The sequence below is a fragment of the Streptomyces sp. ICN903 genome, assembly GCF_022015835.1.
GTDB classification, from domain to species: domain Bacteria; phylum Actinomycetota; class Actinomycetes; order Streptomycetales; family Streptomycetaceae; genus Streptomyces; species Streptomyces fenghuangensis.
This window is the reverse complement of sequence record NZ_JAKMAY010000020.1, coordinates 19,725-36,081: the sequence shown is the minus strand read 5'-3', so window position 1 is coordinate 36,081 and position 16,357 is coordinate 19,725. Positions and strand designations below refer to the sequence as shown.

Sequence of the window (16,357 nt, the reverse complement as noted above, 5' to 3'; positions counted from 1 at the left end):
TGCCGGTGCGCCCCCGGGGCCGCACCCTGGCCCGGGCCGACCGCGCCCGCGAGCGGGCGGCCGACGCCTCCGCCGGTCTTCCGCAGCGGAAGCGCCCCGCCCGTGACGCCGGAGCGAGCTTCGGGGCGTTCCACCGCTCCAGGCGCCCCGAGAACCCCTCCGAGTAGACGCGCCCCTCCGACACACCCGGGGCGCCCGCCCGACCAGCGGGAGCCCCACCCCCAGCGAAGACCGTGAGATTGGAGGCACGGGCCGGTGGCCGGACAGTCGGCCCGAGAAGCCCGATGCAGATCATGGAGACCACCGACAACAGCCTGACCTGGCTTCTCGAGAGCCTGCTCAACCGCACTCCCGGGACCCGACACGCCCTGGTGCTCTCCCGCGACGGGCTCAAACTGTGCTGGAGCAGCAGCCTCACCCTGGACCGGGCCGACCAGCTCGCGGCCATCTCCTCCGGCATGCAGGCCCTGGCGCAGGGAGCCTCCGTGGAGTTCGGCGACGGCAGCGGAGGGGTGCGGCACTCGATGACGGAGTTCCACGGGGGCCTGCTGTTCATCGTCGAGGCGGGGGAGGGCGCCCATCTGGCCGTCGTCGCCGACGACGGCGCGGACCCCGGAGTGGTCGGCCACCAGATGGACGAGCTGGTCGAGCAGATCGGCGAGCACCTGCGCGCCGAGCCCCGCAAGCCGGCCGAGGGCGGCGTCCCGTCATGATCCGCAAACCCGTCGACATCGGCGACCCCCACCGGCTCTACACCGTCACCGGCGGACGCAGCCGGGGCGAGGAGGCCGGGCTGGACCTGGTCACGCTCATCGTCAGCGAGTGCCGGCCGACGGAGGGCATGCAGTCGGAGCACGTACGGATCCTGGAGCTGTGCGAGCACCCCACCGCGGTGGTCGAGGTCGCGGCCGATCTGCGCCTGCCCATCACCGTGGTGAAGATCCTCCTCGGCGATCTGCTCGCCGCCGGACGCATCACCGCACGGAACCCGCGTCCGTCCGCAGCGCACGGCGACGCGCCCGAATCCGCCCTGTTGAAGGAGGTGCTCATTGGACTCCGCAACCTCTGAGGCCCCGGCGCGCACGCCGCTCGCGGACGCCGCCGAGACCGGACTGAAGATCGTCATAGTGGGCGGCTTCGGCGTCGGGAAGACGACGCTGGTCAGATCCGTCAGCGAGATCCGCCCCCTGAACACCGAGGAGGTCATGACCCAGGCCGGCGCCGGGGTGGACGACGTCGCCGGCCTGCGGAACAAGAACACCACCACGGTGGCGTTCGACTTCGGCCGGATCAGCCTCAACGAGCAGACCGTGCTGTACCTGTTCGGGGCGCCCGGGCAGGAGCGCTTCTGGTTCCTGTGGGACCGGCTGTTCTCCGGGACGCTCGGCGCGGTGGTGCTGGTGGACACCCGGCGGATGGCCGACTCCTGGTACGCGATCGACCGGCTGGAGCACCACGGGACCCCGTTCGTGGTGGCCGTCAACCGGTTCGACGACGACGGCTCGCGCTTCTCCCTGGAGGAGATCCGCCAGGCACTGGACCTGCCGGAGGACGTGCCGCTGGTCGACTGCGACGCCCGGCTGCGCGACTCCGGCAAGAACGTGCTGATCACCCTCGTCGACCACCTCTACCAGCAGGCACTGGCACGGGAGATGACCACATGACCGACCAGTCCGGCCAGTCAGCCCAGGGCACCGCCGCCCCGCCGTCCGGCTGCCCCGCGGCCCACCCCGACGCCGTTCCGCTCAGCGGCCTGGAGTACCAGCAGAGCCCCTTCCAGCTCTACCGGGCGCTGCGCCGCGACCACGGCACGGTCGCCCCCGTGCTGCTGGACGGCGGCATCCCCGCCTGGCTGGTGCTCGGATACGCCGAGGTCTCCTACGTCACCAGTCACGACGAGCTGTTCGCCCGGGACTCGCGGCGCTGGAACCAGTGGCCCGCCATCCCCGCCGACTGGCCGCTGATGCCGTTCGTCGGCTACCAGCCGTCGGTACTGTTCACGGAAGGGGCCGAGCACCAGCGCCGGGCGGGCGTCATCAGCGCGGCCCTGGAGGAGATCGACCAGCTGGAGTTCTCCCAGGACTGCCAGGAGATCGCCGGACAGCTCCTCGCCGAGTTCGCGGGCAGCGGGCAGGCGGAGCTGATGTCCGCGTACGCCCACGCCCTGCCGATGCGCGCCGCGGTCCGCATGTGCGGCATGCCGCTGGAGGGGGCCGACACCGACAAGCTGGTCGAGGACCTGCGGATGTCCCTGGACGCCTCGGAGGGCGACGACCCGGTCGCCGCCTACGTGCGCGTCCAGGAGCGCATCCAGCGGCTGGTCGCGGAGAAGCGCGAGGATCCCGGCCCGGACGTCACCTCCCGCATGATCGCCGACCCGGCCGGGCTGACCGACGAGGAGATCGTGCAGGACCTGATCTCCGTCATCGCCGCCGCCCAGCAGCCCACCGGCAACTGGATCGGCAACACCCTGCGGCTGCTGCTCACCGACGACCGCTTCGCCGTCAACGTCTCCGGCGGCCGGGTGAGCGTGGGCCAGGCGCTCAACGAGGTGCTGTGGCTGGACACCCCCACGCAGAACTTCGTCGGCCGCTGGGCGGTCCGCGACATCCAGCTCGGCGGGCGGCAGATCAGGGCCGGCGACTGCCTGGTGCTGGGGCTGGCCGCGGCCAACACCGACCCGCAGATCTGGCCCGAGGGGCACATCGGGGCGCAGGTCAACTCCGCCCACCTGAGCTTCAGCAACGGCGAGCACCGCTGCCCCTACCCCGCTCCCCAGCTGGCCGACGTCATCGCCCGCACCGCGGTGGAGACGCTGCTGGAGCGGCTGCCGGACATCGTCCTGGCGGTGGAACCGGAGGAGCTGACCTGGCGGCCGTCCATCTGGATGCGGGGTCTGACCTCGCTGCCGGTCGCCTTCACGCCCGTGGTGTAGCCCCCGCCGCCGGCCCCGTACGGGCCGGCCGTGCCGCCCGCCGGAACGGAGAGTTCCGGCGGGCGGCACGGCCGTATCCGTACCCGTTCCCGTCCCGGCCGGTCAGGCGGCGGGGGTGAACACCACCGGCACCTCCTTGGGGCCGCGGGTGAACACGCCCTGCTCGGCGACCTCGGCGCCGTCGGCCAGCCGCATGTCGGGCATGGCGTCCAGCAGCTGGTTGACGCCGATCTCGACCTCGGCCTTGGCCAGCAGCGCCCCGACGCAGAAGTGCCGGCCCAGCGCGAAGGCCAGGTGGTCGGCGGCGGCGGAGAACGCGGTGGTGGACGTCAGGTCGTCGCGGAAGATGTCGAAGGAGTCGGGCTCCTTGTAGTGGCCCGGGTCGCGGTTGGCGGCGCCGATCAGGCAGGTGACGGTCGCCCCGGCCGGAATGGTGCCCCCGCTGACCTCCACGTCCTGCGCGGTCTGCCGCATGATCATGTGGACGGGCGGGGTGTAGCGCAGGGTCTCGGCGAACGCCCGGTCGATCAGGGAGCGGTCCTCCCGTACGGCGGCGAGCTGCTCGGGGTGGGCCAGCAGATTGGCGAAGATGGCGGCGATCGCCTTGTCGGTGGTCTCCCCGCCGGCGGCCAGCAGCAGACTGCAGAACGCCTTGATGTCCTCGTCGCTCATCCGCACGCCGTCCACCTCGGCGGCGCACAGCGTGGACAGCAGGTCGTCGCCCAGGTTCTCCCGGCGCTCCCGGATGATGGGGATCATGTACTCGGCGAACTCCACCCGGGTGCGCTCGCCTTCCGCGGTCACCTCCGGGTCTCCGGAGAGGTTGCCCAGGAAGGCGATAACCGAGGTGTACCAGCGGTGGAACCTGGGGTGGTCGGCCTTGTCCAGGCCCAGCATGTCGGCGATGACGTTGACGGGGAAGCGGGTGGCGTAGGCGTCCACCAGATCCACCCTGCCGGTGTGGCGGAAGGCGTCTATGAGCTCGCGCGAGTTGCGCTCGATGACCGGAAGGAACTTGTCCCGCAGGTCGCTGCCGCGGAAGGCGGGGGCCACCAGGGCCCGGCGTACCGCGTGCTCGCGGCCGCTGAGCTGGAGGATCGTCTTCCCGTGCACCGGCTCGATCTGCCACTCGTAGTTGTCGGTGGTGAACGACGTTCCGTCCTTGAACGCCCGCTCCACGTCCTCGTAGCGGGAGACGATGTAGCTGCGGGTGGCTTCGTGCCAGATCAGCGGCGCGCTGTCGCGCATCACGCGGTAGGCGCTGTAGGGGTCGGCGGCGAACTCGGGCGAGAGTATGTCGGGGAACTGCTGTGTGCTGGCCAAGGCGAGCTCCATCGAAGACGTGACGGGCAGACAGGCTCAGGGTATTGATCATCCGCCGACTGGAACAGCCTTGCCAAAGCACATGCACATCACATATGCAGCGTCAGATTCCTTGCCAGAACGGCTATTTCAAGCCACCCACAGCTGTGAGAGATCGTTGCTCCCCCGAACACCCGCCGTCCGGCGGGCCCTGGACACAGGGGCGGTCCGGCGTGTCGCGGAGGCCGCGACTCCTCCCGGCGGACCGCCCGTCCGACGACGGCTGTCAGCTCGTCTCCGCCTCCGTCCCGCTCTCCGTCCCGCTCTCCGTGCCGCTCCCCCTGCCCGCCTCCGTTCCGGCCTCCGCTCCGCTCCCCGTCGGCGCGGCCCTGCGGGCCGGCTCGCGTTCGTCGGTGAGCGCGGGAGGCAGAGGCGAGGAACCGCCCTGCGGAGTGCAGACCTCCTTGCCCCCCACCACCCCGCAGGCGCGTGCGGCAGCCGGGTAGGCCGCCTCGACCATGGGTGAGTAGGTGTCGTTCTCGTAGCTCACCGAGCGCTGGTTGTGCACACCCTTGGGCCCCTCCACCCTGGCGGTGTCACCGACCTCCGCGTCCGTGATCCGGGCCCAGGCGGCCCGGCACCGCGGGCTGTAGCGCAGTTCGATGTAGGTGCGGCCGGACCAGGTGGCCGCCGCGGTCCACGCGCCTATATGGCAACCCAGCCGCTGAGAATCCTTGTCCCGGCATTCGTATTCCGTACACCCGGGTTCGCCCCCCAGGGCCTGCCGGTCCCGGCTTTCCGTTTCGTTCCCGCCGAAGAACCAGCCTCCGATCATTATTCCGGTGACCAGTGCCGCGAAAGCGAGAACCGCGGAGAAAAGATTCGTTCTCGTCTGATGCCCGAGGCCCGGTGCGGTCGCCTCGTCCCGCACCGTGGGATGTGATTCCTCCGAATTCCGGGAGGAGCCGGCTCCGGCGCCTCCCGGGGCGGGTCTCTCCCCGGCCGGCTCCCCTCCGGGCGCCGGGCTGCCGCGGGGCGGGGTGTCCCCGGGTCTTCCGTGTGCCGCCGGTCCCCGGTGCCCCTCCCGGGTCCTCAGCCGCAGGAGGGGGTGCGGAGCGACTCCGACTACCGCCGCGAACTCGGTGATCGCCGTCCTCGGCGGCAGGGACTTGCCGTTGAGGTACCTCTCCCAGGAGGACCGGCTGTAGGAGGTCCGCTCGGCCAGAGCGCTGATGGTCAGACCGCTGTGCGTACGCAGGAAGCGCAACCGCTCCGCCAGGGAGCCGTGTTCCTCGTGGTGTGGCTCGTCCTTTTCATGAATGTCTGTCATGGAATGGGAATTCCCCTTGTCTGAAGGTGGGGCGAGACGGGGACCCCCATTCTTTCCCAGGTCCGGCCGCCGCTCCAACGGGTGCCGAGGCCACGGGCGTGACGTGTCCCGGGACGTCCCGTTCCCGCCCGGGACACCGGAAGACGCTTCCAGGGCCGGGGGCGGGGCCCATAGCTTCGTTCCGTGCCGCCGGCCGACCGGTCCGGGGCAATTCCCAGATCACAGGAGAGGAATCACGCATGCGGTTCAGCACCCGAATTGCCGCAGTCGCTTCCACCGTCGCCCTCGCGGGGGGCGGGATGCTGGCCACGGCCGGCACCGCGCAGGCGGCGAAGTCGGACTGCCCCAAGACGTACCTGTGCTCGTGGGCCACCACGAACTTCTCGGGCCTCCCCGGAAAGGTGGCCTACGACAACTCCAACCTGCGCCAGTACTACAAGTTCGCCAACTCCCGTTCCATGTACAACAACGGAGCGAGCTGCAGCGTGCGCGTCTGGGCGGGGACCAACTACACGGGCTCCTCCGTGGTCTTCAAGATCGGCTACCAGCTGCACGACACCTCGAACAGCGTTCTCAGGAACGGCGCGGGCTCGAACCGCTGGTGCTGACCCGGTCGCACCCGCCGACCTGACGGTGCCCGGCCCGGACGCGCAACGGGGGCGGCCGGGCCGGGCACCGCCGCACCGAGTACCCCCGAGGAGACCTGTATGAGGACCCGGACCGGCGGAGCCGTGCTTCTGCTCGTCCTGACGGGCGCCACGGCCACGGCCTGCGGCGACGGTGACCCCCTCGCACCCGCGACCGCCTCGCAGACGGACGCCGTGATCCCCTTCGGGGATCGCGTACCGGCCCTGACGAACGGCGAGCAGAGCCGGCTGGACCGCGTGGAACGCCGACTGGTGGACGAATGCCTGGCCGACAGGGGCGTCGACGTCGAGCCGCTGCACCTCCCGTCACCGCCCGCCGCCGCCGACGAGACGCCCGCCTGGAACCCGTACGGGCTGCTCACCGAGGACTTCGCGGCCAAGGAGGGGTACGGCATCACCGGACCGGTACTCCGGGGCGAGCCCTCCTCCGGGACGGAGCCCGCCCGGGACGTCGGCGAGGACGAGGAGACGTTCGAGAAGGCGCTGACCGGCACCGAGGAGCACCGCAAGACGGTCCGCCTCCCCACGGGCGAGTCCTTCACGGTGAACACCGACGGATGCCAGTTCCGGGCCGGCGAGAAGCTGTACGGCGAGGACTGGGACCGGCTGATGTACACGTACCAGTTCCTCGCGAACCGGGTCGTCGAGGACGTCGAACGGACCGACGGGGTCAAGCGCGCCAGGAAGCGGTGGGCCTCGTGCATGGCCGACGCCGGGCACGCCGTCTCCGACGGTTCCGCCGCCGCGGAACTGGTCGGGAAGCGGACGGACGCCGCGAAGGCCCGGGCCGGGGAGGACGACGGCCGGGCACTGCGGTCGGCGGCCGAGTACGAGCTCGCCGTGGCGCGGGACGACGCCCGCTGCCAGCGGGAGAGCGAGCTGTGGGAGGCGGTCTCCGCCGCCCAGCGCACGGTCGAGCAACCCGTGGCCGGCAAGTACCGAAAGCAGCTGGCCGGCTACGCCGGCGCCCTGGAACGGGCCAAACGGCGGCTGTGACGAGCCCTGCCCCCGGCGCGGACCGTCCTTCCGGTCAGCCCGCGATGCGCCGACCACGCTCGGAGCGAGCCGGAGAACGCCTTCTTCCCACCAGGGGCGCGGTCGGGGCCGGCGTCCCGTTCCGCCGTGTCATCCCGACGCCCACCAGGACCACGGCCATGCCCAGCACCACCCGGAGGCTCGGTTCCTCGCCCAGCAGGACCGCGCCGAGGAGAACGGAGACCACGGGCAGGAGGTAGCCGACCACCGCGGCGTTGGTGGCGCCCTCGTCGTTGATGATCCGGTAGGTGAGGTGGAAGGTGACCGCGGTGCACAGGACGCCGAGGACGACGGCCGCGACCAGGACCACCGGGCCGGGGTCGACAGGCCCCAGGCCGCCGAACGGCATCACGACGGCGGTCAGTCCGCTCGCGGCGACGAGCTGGGCGGCGGAGAGCGAGATGGTGGGCGTGCCCCTGCCGGCCAGGGTGCGGCCCATGTAGGTGAACGCGACGGCGTAACCGGCCGCGGCGCCCAGGATCGCGAGGGTGCCCCAGCCGGTGTCCCCGGCCGCCTGCCACGGGGCGAGGATGACGACCGTGCCGGCGAAGCCGAGCAGCAGACCCGCCAGACGGACCGGGTGGAACCCGCGTTCCGAGCCGAGGGCGAGGCCGAGGACGAACGACCAGAGCGGTGTCGTGGCGTTCAGGACTCCGGCCAGGCCGGAGTCGACGGTCTGCTGGCCCAGGCCGAACAGCGCGAACGGAAGCGCGTTGCAGAAGAAGGCCGCGATGGTGATGTGGCGCCAGACGGTGATGCCCCGGGGCATGCGGTGGCCCGTCGCGCAGCAGGCGGCGGTGAGGACGAGCGCGCCGAGGACGCAGCGGACGAAGGCGACCTGGAGCGGGGAGAGGCCGCGCAGCGCCAGATCGGTCCAGAGGAAGGTCGAGCCCCACAGCAGGGCGAGCACGGCCACCCTCGTTCCGCCCCGCAGCGCCCGCACACCGCTTCCCATGGCACCCCCCGTTCGGCCCGCCGGCCGGCTCCGTCGTCGGGCCGGCGGTTCGCCCGCCCCACTCGCTCCGACGATGCCCGAGAAGAGCGTTCAGAACAATCAAACGTTTCTGCACCGAACGTTAAGCTCTTCTGCATGCTGGATGTGAGGAGACTGCAGGTTCTGCGCGCGGTGGTCACCAGCGGCACGGTCACCGCCGCCGCGGCCCACCTCGGCTACACGCCGTCCGCCGTCAGCCAGCAGGTGGCGGCGCTGGAGAAGCAGGCGGGTACGGCACTGCTCGAACGCGTCGGCCGCGGGGTGCGGCCCACCGCCGCCGGTCTGCTGCTCACCGAGCACGCGGCCCTGATCGCCTCGGCGGTCGCCCGGGCGGAGACCGCCCTCGCCGACCTCCGCGCCGGACGCACCGGCAGCCTGTCGGTCCGTTACTTCGCCACCGCGGGCTCCACATTGGTGGCCCCCGCCCTGGCCCGGCTGCGCGCGGAGCACCCCGGTATCCGCGTCGATCTGGAACTCACAGATCCCCAGGACCCGTTCCAGGAGGTCGAGAGGGGGCGGGCCGACCTGGCCGTGGTTGTCGGGGCACGCGGCCGAGTCGACGGCGGAATCCGGCTCGTCCACCTCCTCGACGATCCGTACGCCGCCGTACTGCCCGCCGGCCACCCGCTCGCGGAGAGGAAGACCGTCGACCTGCACGAACTCGCCGGCGAGCAGTGGGTCGGCAGCGAACCGCCCGGGCCCTGCCTGGAACCGGTTACGGACGCCTGTGCGGCGGCCGGTTTCAGCCCCGGTTTCGTCGTCGGAAGCGAGGACTACGCCACGGCCCAGGGCTTCGTCGCGGCCGGTCTCGGCATCGGCCTGATGCCGGGCCTGGGGCTGCGGGTCCGGCATCCCGGCGTCGTCGTACGCCCGGTCCGCAACCCCGAACCGGTCAGGGTGATCTCGGCGGCCGTACGGGAGACCGCCCTCGAACAGCCCGCCCTGCGCGGTCTGCTGGAGGCGCTGAGCGACGCGGCCACCTCCGCCCCGCCCGGCGGAGCGGAGGCGGACTGACCGACGACCCCCTCATCCCGGCCCCGGAAGGCTCCCGGCGTGGAACCCCGGCATCGCGCCGGAGGAGGGCTTCGCCTCCTGGCAGGAGACGATCTACCTCCTGCGCTCACCCGCGAACGCCCGCCGTCTGGCCGAGTCGATCGCGGAGGCCGAAGAAGGCCGGGTCTCGCCTCGTGAGCTGATCGAGGTCGACGACGCCGAGTGAAGGTCGTGTTCACCGAGCACGGACGGGCCGACTACGTCCACTGGTCCGAGACGGACCGCCGTATGACCAGACGTGTCAACCGGCTCGTCCACCGGGCCGGAGGCGATGAACTGATCGTGGTCCAGGCCCGTTACCGCTATCGGGCGCGAGCGTGAGGACCGGGACGGTTCAGGCTTCTCCTTGAGCGGCCGGGCGGGCGGGCCGTCAGCCGGTCCGAAGCTCCTCCGCGATCCGCGCCGCCGTCCGGCGTGCCGGCTCCAGGCGTGGGTCCCCGGAAACCCGTCAGGGGCCCGATCCGCTCAGCGGATCAGGCCCCTGACCTGGTGTTTCGGCTGTCGGGGTGGCGGGATTTGAACCCACGACCTCTTCGTCCCGAACGAGGTTCGGTTGTTGATCTCGCCAGTGCGAATGGTGGTCGTGCAGTTCAGGAGCGTGGGCTCGAATGGGTTCACGTGGTGTCGCGGGGGTCGGGGGAGCAGGTTGGCTCCCAGATGGCTCCCATCAAGGAAGACTGAAAGAGCCTTCAACTGATCGTTTCAGAATGAGGGCGCTGGCTATTCGTCGTCGAGTCGCTGAAGAACCTGCGTGAAGTCACCGGCGTCGAGCAGGCCGGCGAGTACCTGGGTCATGTTGTCGATGCCAGGATCCCGAACTATCAGCCCGTCAGAACACCAGAAGTAGCGGCCGCCCAACTCCTCGCCTGTCTGGGACCACCTCTTCATCAGGCGCTCAACCTCGGCGAGCGTGAACACGGTCGCGCTCCAGCGGGAGCCGTCCGCTGCCAGCCGCACCTCTACGTCGACGTTGCAGACGGCATCCAGGTCCTCGCCGGCGCCGGGCAGGAATGACGCCTCGAACCGATCTGTGCGAACGCGGTACCAGGGTTCATCCCAACCCTGCTCAGTGGCCTTGTCCCCGGTGCCGGTCATCCGGGGAGTATGTCGATCCGGCTCGGCGTGCTCAACCGGGTTCTCTGGCAAGCTGCAGCCTCGTGAACGTGAACCTCGTCCCCGATGCTCTCTGGGACCGGATAGCCCCGCTACTGCCGGTGCGCCCAAGGCGGCACCGCCACCCTGGACGGCTCCCGGTGCCGGACCGGGCCGCACTGGCGGGCATCGTTTACGTCCTGCGCACGGGCGTGGCATGGCGCGACGTGCCAAGCGCAGCAGTGGGCTGCTCCGGGGTGACGGCCTGGCGCCGTCTGCGGGAATGGACCGAGGCCGGCGTCTGGCCCCGCCTGCACGAGATCCTCCTCGCGGAACTCCGCGCGACGGGTCTGCTGGACATGGAGGACGTCGCGGTCGACGGCTCGCACGTCCGGGCCCTGAAAGGGGGGCTCACACCGGACCCTCGCCGGTCGACCGCGGCCGCCAAGGCAGCAAGCACCACCTGATCACCGACCGGCACGGAACACCCCTCGCGGTGTCGTTGACCAGTGGAAACCGTCATGACGTCACCCAGCTCATGCCCCTGTTGGACGCGATTCCCCGCATCCGCGGCCTGGTGGGCCGGCCACGTCACCGCCCACGACGGCTGTTCGCCGACCGCGGCTACGACTACGACAAGTACCGCCGCCTCCTCCGCGCTCGGGGCATCACGCCGAAGATCGCCCGTAAGGGCATCGCCCACGGATCCGGCCTGGGCAAGACCAGGTGGGTCGTTGAGCGGACCTTTGCCTGGCTTCACCAGTTCAAACGCCTGCGGACTCGCTACGAGATACGAGCCGATCTCCACCTCGGACTGCTCCAACTCGCCTGCAGCATCATCTGCCTGCGACGTCTCCGAACCTCATTCTGAAACCGTCAGCAAGAGCGTTGTAGCCTTACCGTGTTGCTTCGGACTGATCGCTCAGGGGACCACCGTAGACGCTGACCCGTGCCTGACGAGCGCCCGCACGTTCTCCAACAGGGCCTGGATCAGACCCGGCGGTTCCGTGCTGGCAGTACGTGCGGCCTCGCGGTACGTCGCCGCGTTCTTGCCGTCAAAGCCCTCCCCGTCATTGACCAGTTCTCTCCTCCGCATCTCCCAGGCAGGCCAGTGGGAGGCGAGATACGTCTCCAGGCTGTCCTCGAAGACCGTGTACTGCGGCGTGGACTCAGCGGTGGGCCGAGCTGTGTGCGGACCGCCGAGGTAGCCGAGCAGGTTGGCGTTGTCTTTCGCGTTCCTCCGCAGGGCTTCGTCTATCTTCCGCTCCTCTGCTTCCAGCAGCGCTCCCGATAGAGAAGAACGTAGCCCCTGGCGTTTTCTCTCCTCCAGCCCGGCGTCACCGTCGAAGACCGTGTAGCAGTGCACATTCAATGCGCGCAGGATCGCGTGGCAGAGCATCAGCTTGCTCTTACTGCCGGTGCTGACGAAAGTGATCCCCTGAGCACCGAGACTCAGGCTCTGCCGCTCGGCACACCCCAGGATGACGGCGGCATCGGTCTCCCCCTCCATCAGTACGGCGGCATCCGCGAAGAAGCCTTCTGCCAGGGTATCCACGCACCTGACCCCTGCCTGTCTCTTCACGGACTCGATCCTGACCCCATAAGGCTCCAGCACACTGCACAGCTCCTCCTCGGTTACCCGGCTCACCATTGTGGTGGGATGACCTTCGACGAGATCGCGGGTGAGGCGGCGCACCTTGTGATAGCTCCGGTGGTCGATGAAGACAGGACTGTGCGTGGCATACATAACCTGAGTGCGACTGTTGGACGACACCACCAGTTCGCGCAGGACGTCTGCGAATGTCCTCGCCTGGGCCGGGTGCTGGAACAGCTCGGGTTCCTCGATGGCCAAACACAGCGTTTTCACCTCGCCCTGCGGCTGCTTGCGTTCAGCGAGATGCTTCAGGGCACCGATGATCAGCGCTCGTTGGAAGCCGTGTCCCTGCCGATGCACCGATGTCTCGGCGGCACCATCTTGGACGCGTACCCGGAACAACGTCTTCACAGGCTTCGGCACCTGCACCATGGGGGAGATCCGCACGGCTCGTCCTGCGGTGAGCTGGGCCACCTCTCGTGATAGTGCATCTGAGATGCCATCCAGAACATCCCCGTAGACCTTGGAGTGGATCTCCTTTCGTTCCCGGGACACGCCCTCCTCGACTGCCCTAATCTGTTCCGATACCTCGGTGCGGTCCACAGCATGGTCGAGGATCCGGCCGAGAACCGTGGATTTGTTGTCGTCGGCCTCCTCGTAAGCGCGCAGGTCAGCGGAGACGAAGACGAAGTCGATCAGCTCAGCCAGTCTGCTTTGACCTGCGAAGCCGAAAAAGTGCGTTCCCGCGATCTCCGTTTGGGTGAGCCGCTCCCGGTTGTCGAGCTCCCAGAAGCGCATTGCCTCGTCGACCGCTGCTGCGGAGCCGGCTGATGGCAGGCCGAGACCAGGTTGCTCCTCACGGAGCTTGGCGTAAGCTCGGCGTTTGTCCATCGCCGTTGTCTCTTGGCGAATCGTCTCGAAGGGCGGGTAGGCGAGGCCCTTACCTGTGATCTTGTCCTCGCCGTCCTCCCAAGTACGCCAGATGATCACACTGTCGGCGCCGGGAGGCGCGTAGCGGCCCAGAGCTTCCCGGTCGCGCTCCGTAAGGTCGTCGAACTCCACTTCCACGGTGATACGGCGACTGTCGCCTGCTGAGTGGAGGTCTTCTTCACTGAGGCCGACAACCTTCTCACCGTTGAAGAACCAGTCGAGAGCGCGCAGCACAGTTGACTTGCCGGCCCCAGTGGGGCCCAGGAAGGACGTGATGTCCTCCAGGTCGACATCCACCTTGCGTAGACAGCGGAAGTTCTCGATGCGTACGCGCTTGATCTTCATGGTTCGGTCGTCCTGGGAGCTGTGTGACGGAAGAGGGGAAAGAGGATGATGAGGTAATTTTCTATGGGCGTGATATTAGCCCGTTGGGGTGACTCTTCGTCAGGAATTCCTGGTACCGGGCTCGTCTCCTACGCCGTGGGGGGTAGGAGACGAGCCCGGTCAGCACAGCTCAGGCCAGGTCTGCCACGAGCAGGTCGAGGGTGGCCTCCTCGTAGAAGGCCATGCCGAGTACGGCCGTGGCGGGGGCGAGATCTGGGTCCCAGTCTGCGGTGACCGGCCGACCGGTGAGTGAATCGCCTCAGGATCGGTGGAGACTTGGTTCCGTGAGAGGGGTGCGTCACGACATGTCCCTCCAGGTATCCCGCTGAGCTCCGCTGTCGCGCGGTGCGCATGATCGCCGAGCTGTGGCCGGGGTATCCGACCGAGCGAGCCGCAACGAAGGCGGTCTGTCGGACTGAGGGCAGTGTTACTCGGGCATGAAAGCGCCATGGAAGCTTCGACGGCGGACTGGGCCATGAGGGTAGGAGAGGCGGAACTCGCTGCCGTGCTTCCGCGGCGGTGGGCGCACTCCCAGGGGGTGAGGACCCGCGCGGCCGAGCTTGCGCGGCTCTTGGAGAAGGACGCCGAGCTCCTGGTGGTCGCCGCCACGCTGCATGACGTGGGGTACGCGCCGCGGCTGGCCGTGACGGGGTTCCATCCGTTGGACGGGGCTCGGTTCCTGCGTGATGAGCATGGTGCGGACGAGCGGCTGGTGCGGTTGGTGGCGAACCACTCGTTCGCGCTGCTGGAGGCCGAGGAGCGCGGGCTGCGGGAGGTGCTGGAGGCGGAGTTCCCGTTGCTGGAGGACCAGTTGCTGGTGGACGCGCTGGTCTACTGCGACATGACGACGACGCCCGACGGGGAGCGGACCACCGCCGAGGAGCGGGTGGCCGAGATCCGGGGCCGCTACGGGGACGACAGTGTGGTGGGGCGGTTCATCCGTCGGGCGGCGCCGGAGATCTTCGCCGCGGTGGAGCGGGTGGAGGATGCGCTGGCAGCTCAGTCCAGGTGAGGGTAGGTGCCGGCGAGGTAGTCGCCGATCTGCCGGCGCATGCTGGGGTGGATGTCGTACCGGTCGAGGTCGGCCGGGGGAACGAAGCGGACGCCGTCGGCCTCGTCGTTGATCGTGGGTTCGCCGCCGACGGGGCGGCCGATGTAGGTGGTCTCGTACTGCTGGCGGATCTCGCCGTCGGTGTAGGCGACGATGTGGTGGGGGTTGGTGTAGACGCCGAGGAAGCCGGTGATCTCGGCGACGATGCCGGTCTCCTCCAGGCACTCGCGCACCGCGCACTGCGCGGCCGTCTCGCCGATGTCCTGGGCGCCGCCGGGCAGGGCCCACTGGCCGGTGTCGCGGCGGCGCTGGAGCAGGATGGCGCCGTCCTCATCGACGACGAGCAGGTTGCTGGCGGGGATGAGGGTGTTCGCCTTGGGGGCGTCGGGGTCGTGGTAGTACTCAGTCCTGCCCATGGGCGGCCATCCCCTCCTGGTCGGGCGTCCAGGGCCGGGCACCGGCCCAGACGGCGTCGAAGCTCTGAGCGTAGTTGTCGAACCACCCGGAGGCGTCGACTCTTCGGAGGTGGAGCAGAGGGTTGGCGCTGGCCGGCTGACCCCAGATGTGCGGGTTGACCAGCAGGTGGTCGTCGTAGCGGAACATCGACGTGTAGAGCGTGGTGTCGTGCAGCCGCACCTCGCATCCCTCCTCGGAGAGCAGGGAGCGGTAGTAGGTCAGGGAGGCGCGGATCTTGGCGGCGAGGGTGTCGCCGATGCCTTCCTCCCGGCCCCGGACGGCGACCGCCCGGCCCGCCGGGTCGCCGAAGCACAGGCGGACCCGAACGCCGTCGGCCGCGCGCTCGGCGAGCATCTTGGCGACGTGCGGGTTGGACTGGGCGAAGAAGGTGCCGGAGAAGACGAGTACGCCGATCTCCCTCCGGGCCTCCCGCAGCAGTGAGAGCCACATCTCGCGGGGAACGCTGGCGCGGTTGGCGTAGGTGCCGACGAGTTCGGCGCCTGATCCTGCGGCGGGGCGGCCGGTCCGGGGTTGCGGGGCTGGCCAGAGAAACGTCTCCTCCACCCGCAGGTGCTGCGCGACACGGAAGCGGTGCCGCGGATGGGGTACGCGCCCGCCCAGCCAGCGGCTGACGGTCTTGGGGTCCACCCCGCAGGCTTCGGCAAGCGACTCGGGCAGGACGCCGCGCTGGGCGAGTACGGAGTGAAGTCGCTCGTTCACAGAGCCCATGGAAGCCGAGGCGGGCGCGATCGGGCAAGGACGTTATGGGACGTTCCTGCGAGGCCGGTGCCACACCCGGGTGCTTACCCTGGCGGAATGCAGCTCATCGTCCTGTGGGACATCGACCACACGCTCATCGACAACGCAGGGGTGAGCAAGGAGATCTACGCGGCCGCGTTCTCGGCACTGGCAGGCCGCCCGCCGACCGGACCGGCACGGACCGAGGGCCGCACGGACCGCCTGATCATGCGGGAGATGTTCCTGCGCGAGGGTCTGCCCGAGCCGGACTGGACCGCCGCCGAGGCCGCCCTCGCCCTCGCCGGCCAGGAGCGGCTTGAGGAGCTGCGCAGGCGTGGGACGGCTCTGCCGGGCGTACGGGACGCGCTCAAGGCCGTCTCGGTACAGGACGGTTGGGTGTCATCGATCCTGACCGGGAACATCGCGGCCAACGCCCGGGTGAAGCTGTCGGCCTTCGACCTCGACCCTCTGCTCGACCTGTCGGTCGGAGCCTACGGTGCCGACGCGCTCCAGCGCCCCGACCTCGTGGCCGTCGCCCGGGAGCGCGCCCGCCTTCTTCGCGGTGTGCGTTCCGACGTGCCCGTGGTGCTGGTGGGTGACACGCCACGGGACGTGGAGTCCGCACTCACCACGGGCTCCGGGATCGTCGCGGTCGCCTCGGGCATCCACAGCGCCGAGGAGCTGGCCGCCGCCGGCGCGCCCGCCGTACTGCCCGACCTGTCGGACACCGCGAACCTCCTGAGGATCCTGGAGTCCTTCGCGGCGCACTGAAAACGTCCCGGGACGTCCTCGGAGCGTCCGGATACGCGGTGACGC

At 69.7% G+C, this 16,357-nt stretch carries 18 protein-coding genes and 1 pseudogene; 11 read left to right on the top strand and 8 right to left on the bottom strand.

Annotated features, from left to right (window positions below; genetic code table 11):
- The first annotated feature begins 293 nt into the window (after positions 1 to 293).
- The 4 genes from L7D48_RS04040 to L7D48_RS04025 are packed head-to-tail and all read left to right on the top strand — an operon-like array spanning position 294 to position 2,935.
- On the top strand, positions 294 to 713 hold the full coding sequence (locus L7D48_RS04040; protein WP_237877442.1) for a roadblock/LC7 domain-containing protein: 420 nt from the start codon (positions 294 to 296) through the stop codon (positions 711 to 713).
- Complete coding sequence (locus tag L7D48_RS04035) at positions 710 to 1,069, top strand: DUF742 domain-containing protein (protein ID WP_237877440.1); 360 nt, start codon at positions 710 to 712, stop codon at positions 1,067 to 1,069. Before L7D48_RS04040 ends, L7D48_RS04035 begins: the two co-directional genes overlap by 4 nt.
- On the top strand, positions 1,050 to 1,664 hold the full coding sequence (locus tag L7D48_RS04030; RefSeq protein WP_237877438.1) for an ATP/GTP-binding protein: 615 nt from the start codon (positions 1,050 to 1,052) through the stop codon (positions 1,662 to 1,664). Before L7D48_RS04035 ends, L7D48_RS04030 begins: the two co-directional genes overlap by 20 nt.
- Positions 1,661 to 2,935: a cytochrome P450 gene (locus tag L7D48_RS04025; RefSeq protein WP_237877437.1), complete on the top strand. Its 1,275-nt coding sequence runs from the start codon at positions 1,661 to 1,663 to the stop codon at positions 2,933 to 2,935. Before L7D48_RS04030 ends, L7D48_RS04025 begins: the two co-directional genes overlap by 4 nt.
- A 102-nt stretch (positions 2,936 to 3,037) precedes the next feature.
- On the opposite strand, the gene L7D48_RS04020 is transcribed toward L7D48_RS04025, so the two are convergent.
- A complete protein-coding gene (locus tag L7D48_RS04020; protein ID WP_237877435.1) occupies positions 3,038 to 4,258 on the bottom strand; it encodes a cytochrome P450 in 1,221 nt (406 codons plus the stop codon).
- A gap of 265 nt (positions 4,259 to 4,523) precedes the next feature.
- Complete coding sequence (locus tag L7D48_RS04015) at positions 4,524 to 5,567, bottom strand: XRE family transcriptional regulator (RefSeq protein ID WP_237877433.1); 1,044 nt, start codon at positions 5,565 to 5,567, stop codon at positions 4,524 to 4,526.
- A gap of 239 nt (positions 5,568 to 5,806) precedes the next feature.
- Here L7D48_RS04015 and L7D48_RS04010 point away from each other — a divergent pair, with 239 nt between their 5' ends.
- Together L7D48_RS04010 and L7D48_RS04005 are read left to right on the top strand one after the other, a co-directional pair.
- Positions 5,807 to 6,175 carry a peptidase inhibitor family I36 protein gene (locus tag L7D48_RS04010; protein ID WP_237877432.1) on the top strand — a complete coding sequence of 123 codons (369 nt, stop codon included), beginning with the start codon at positions 5,807 to 5,809 and terminating at the stop codon, positions 6,173 to 6,175.
- A gap of 99 nt (positions 6,176 to 6,274) precedes the next feature.
- Positions 6,275 to 7,210 carry a hypothetical protein gene (locus tag L7D48_RS04005; RefSeq protein WP_237877430.1) on the top strand — a complete coding sequence of 312 codons (936 nt, stop codon included), beginning with the start codon at positions 6,275 to 6,277 and terminating at the stop codon, positions 7,208 to 7,210.
- Positions 7,211 to 7,244: 34 nt separating this feature from the next.
- Here the strand turns inward: L7D48_RS04005 and L7D48_RS04000 are convergent, their stop codons facing one another.
- Positions 7,245 to 8,204: a DMT family transporter gene (locus tag L7D48_RS04000; RefSeq protein WP_237877428.1), complete on the bottom strand. Its 960-nt coding sequence runs from the start codon at positions 8,202 to 8,204 to the stop codon at positions 7,245 to 7,247.
- Between the two features lie 135 nt (positions 8,205 to 8,339).
- On the opposite strand from L7D48_RS04000, the gene L7D48_RS03995 reads away from it, so the two are divergent.
- Together L7D48_RS03995 and L7D48_RS03985 are read left to right on the top strand one after the other, a co-directional pair.
- Positions 8,340 to 9,257: a LysR family transcriptional regulator gene (locus L7D48_RS03995; RefSeq protein WP_237877426.1), complete on the top strand. Its 918-nt coding sequence runs from the start codon at positions 8,340 to 8,342 to the stop codon at positions 9,255 to 9,257.
- 201 nt (positions 9,258 to 9,458) lie between these two features.
- Positions 9,459 to 9,617 (top strand): type II toxin-antitoxin system YoeB family toxin, encoded by a 159-nt coding sequence (locus L7D48_RS03985; RefSeq protein WP_237877425.1) that lies wholly within the window; start codon positions 9,459 to 9,461, stop codon positions 9,615 to 9,617.
- A 399-nt stretch (positions 9,618 to 10,016) separates the two neighbouring features.
- Here the strand turns inward: L7D48_RS03985 and L7D48_RS03980 are convergent, their stop codons facing one another.
- Entirely contained in the window at positions 10,017 to 10,391 is a 375-nt protein-coding gene (locus L7D48_RS03980; protein WP_093852016.1) for a hypothetical protein, read from the bottom strand.
- Between the two features lie 62 nt (positions 10,392 to 10,453).
- Here L7D48_RS03980 and L7D48_RS03975 point away from each other — a divergent pair.
- Positions 10,454 to 11,259 (top strand): IS5 family transposase gene (locus L7D48_RS03975; RefSeq protein ID WP_237877423.1). Its coding sequence is split into 2 segments (ribosomal slippage): positions 10,454 to 10,790 and positions 10,790 to 11,259, totalling 807 coding nucleotides; the frame shifts between segments, so codons are not numbered across the junction.
- Between the two features lie 51 nt (positions 11,260 to 11,310).
- Here L7D48_RS03975 and L7D48_RS03970 read toward each other — a convergent pair.
- The gene (locus L7D48_RS03970; RefSeq protein WP_237877421.1) at positions 11,311 to 13,257 is read right to left on the bottom strand and encodes an ATP-dependent endonuclease; all 1,947 of its coding nucleotides are present in this window, start codon (positions 13,255 to 13,257) and stop codon (positions 11,311 to 11,313) included.
- 169 nt (positions 13,258 to 13,426) lie between these two features.
- Positions 13,427 to 13,540 (bottom strand): annotated as a pseudogene (locus tag L7D48_RS29085) (DUF2399 domain-containing protein); the annotation flags it as partial.
- 231 nt (positions 13,541 to 13,771) lie between these two features.
- On the opposite strand from L7D48_RS29085, the gene L7D48_RS03960 reads away from it, so the two are divergent.
- On the top strand, positions 13,772 to 14,308 hold the full coding sequence (locus tag L7D48_RS03960) for an HD domain-containing protein (protein ID WP_374490962.1): 537 nt from the start codon (positions 13,772 to 13,774) through the stop codon (positions 14,306 to 14,308).
- On the opposite strand, the gene L7D48_RS03955 is transcribed toward L7D48_RS03960, so the two are convergent.
- Both L7D48_RS03955 and L7D48_RS03950 read right to left on the bottom strand, forming a co-directional pair.
- Complete coding sequence (locus L7D48_RS03955) at positions 14,296 to 14,763, bottom strand: NUDIX hydrolase (RefSeq protein WP_237877417.1); 468 nt, start codon at positions 14,761 to 14,763, stop codon at positions 14,296 to 14,298. The genes L7D48_RS03960 and L7D48_RS03955 overlap by 13 nt on opposite strands.
- Complete coding sequence (locus L7D48_RS03950; protein WP_237877416.1) at positions 14,750 to 15,523, bottom strand: XRE family transcriptional regulator; 774 nt, start codon at positions 15,521 to 15,523, stop codon at positions 14,750 to 14,752. Before L7D48_RS03950 ends, L7D48_RS03955 begins: the two co-directional genes overlap by 14 nt.
- Before the next feature lie 96 nt (positions 15,524 to 15,619).
- On the opposite strand from L7D48_RS03950, the gene L7D48_RS03945 reads away from it, so the two are divergent.
- Positions 15,620 to 16,312, top strand: a complete 693-nt coding sequence (locus L7D48_RS03945) for an HAD family hydrolase (RefSeq protein WP_237877414.1) — start codon at positions 15,620 to 15,622, stop codon at positions 16,310 to 16,312.
- Positions 16,313 to 16,357: the final 45 nt, after the last annotated feature.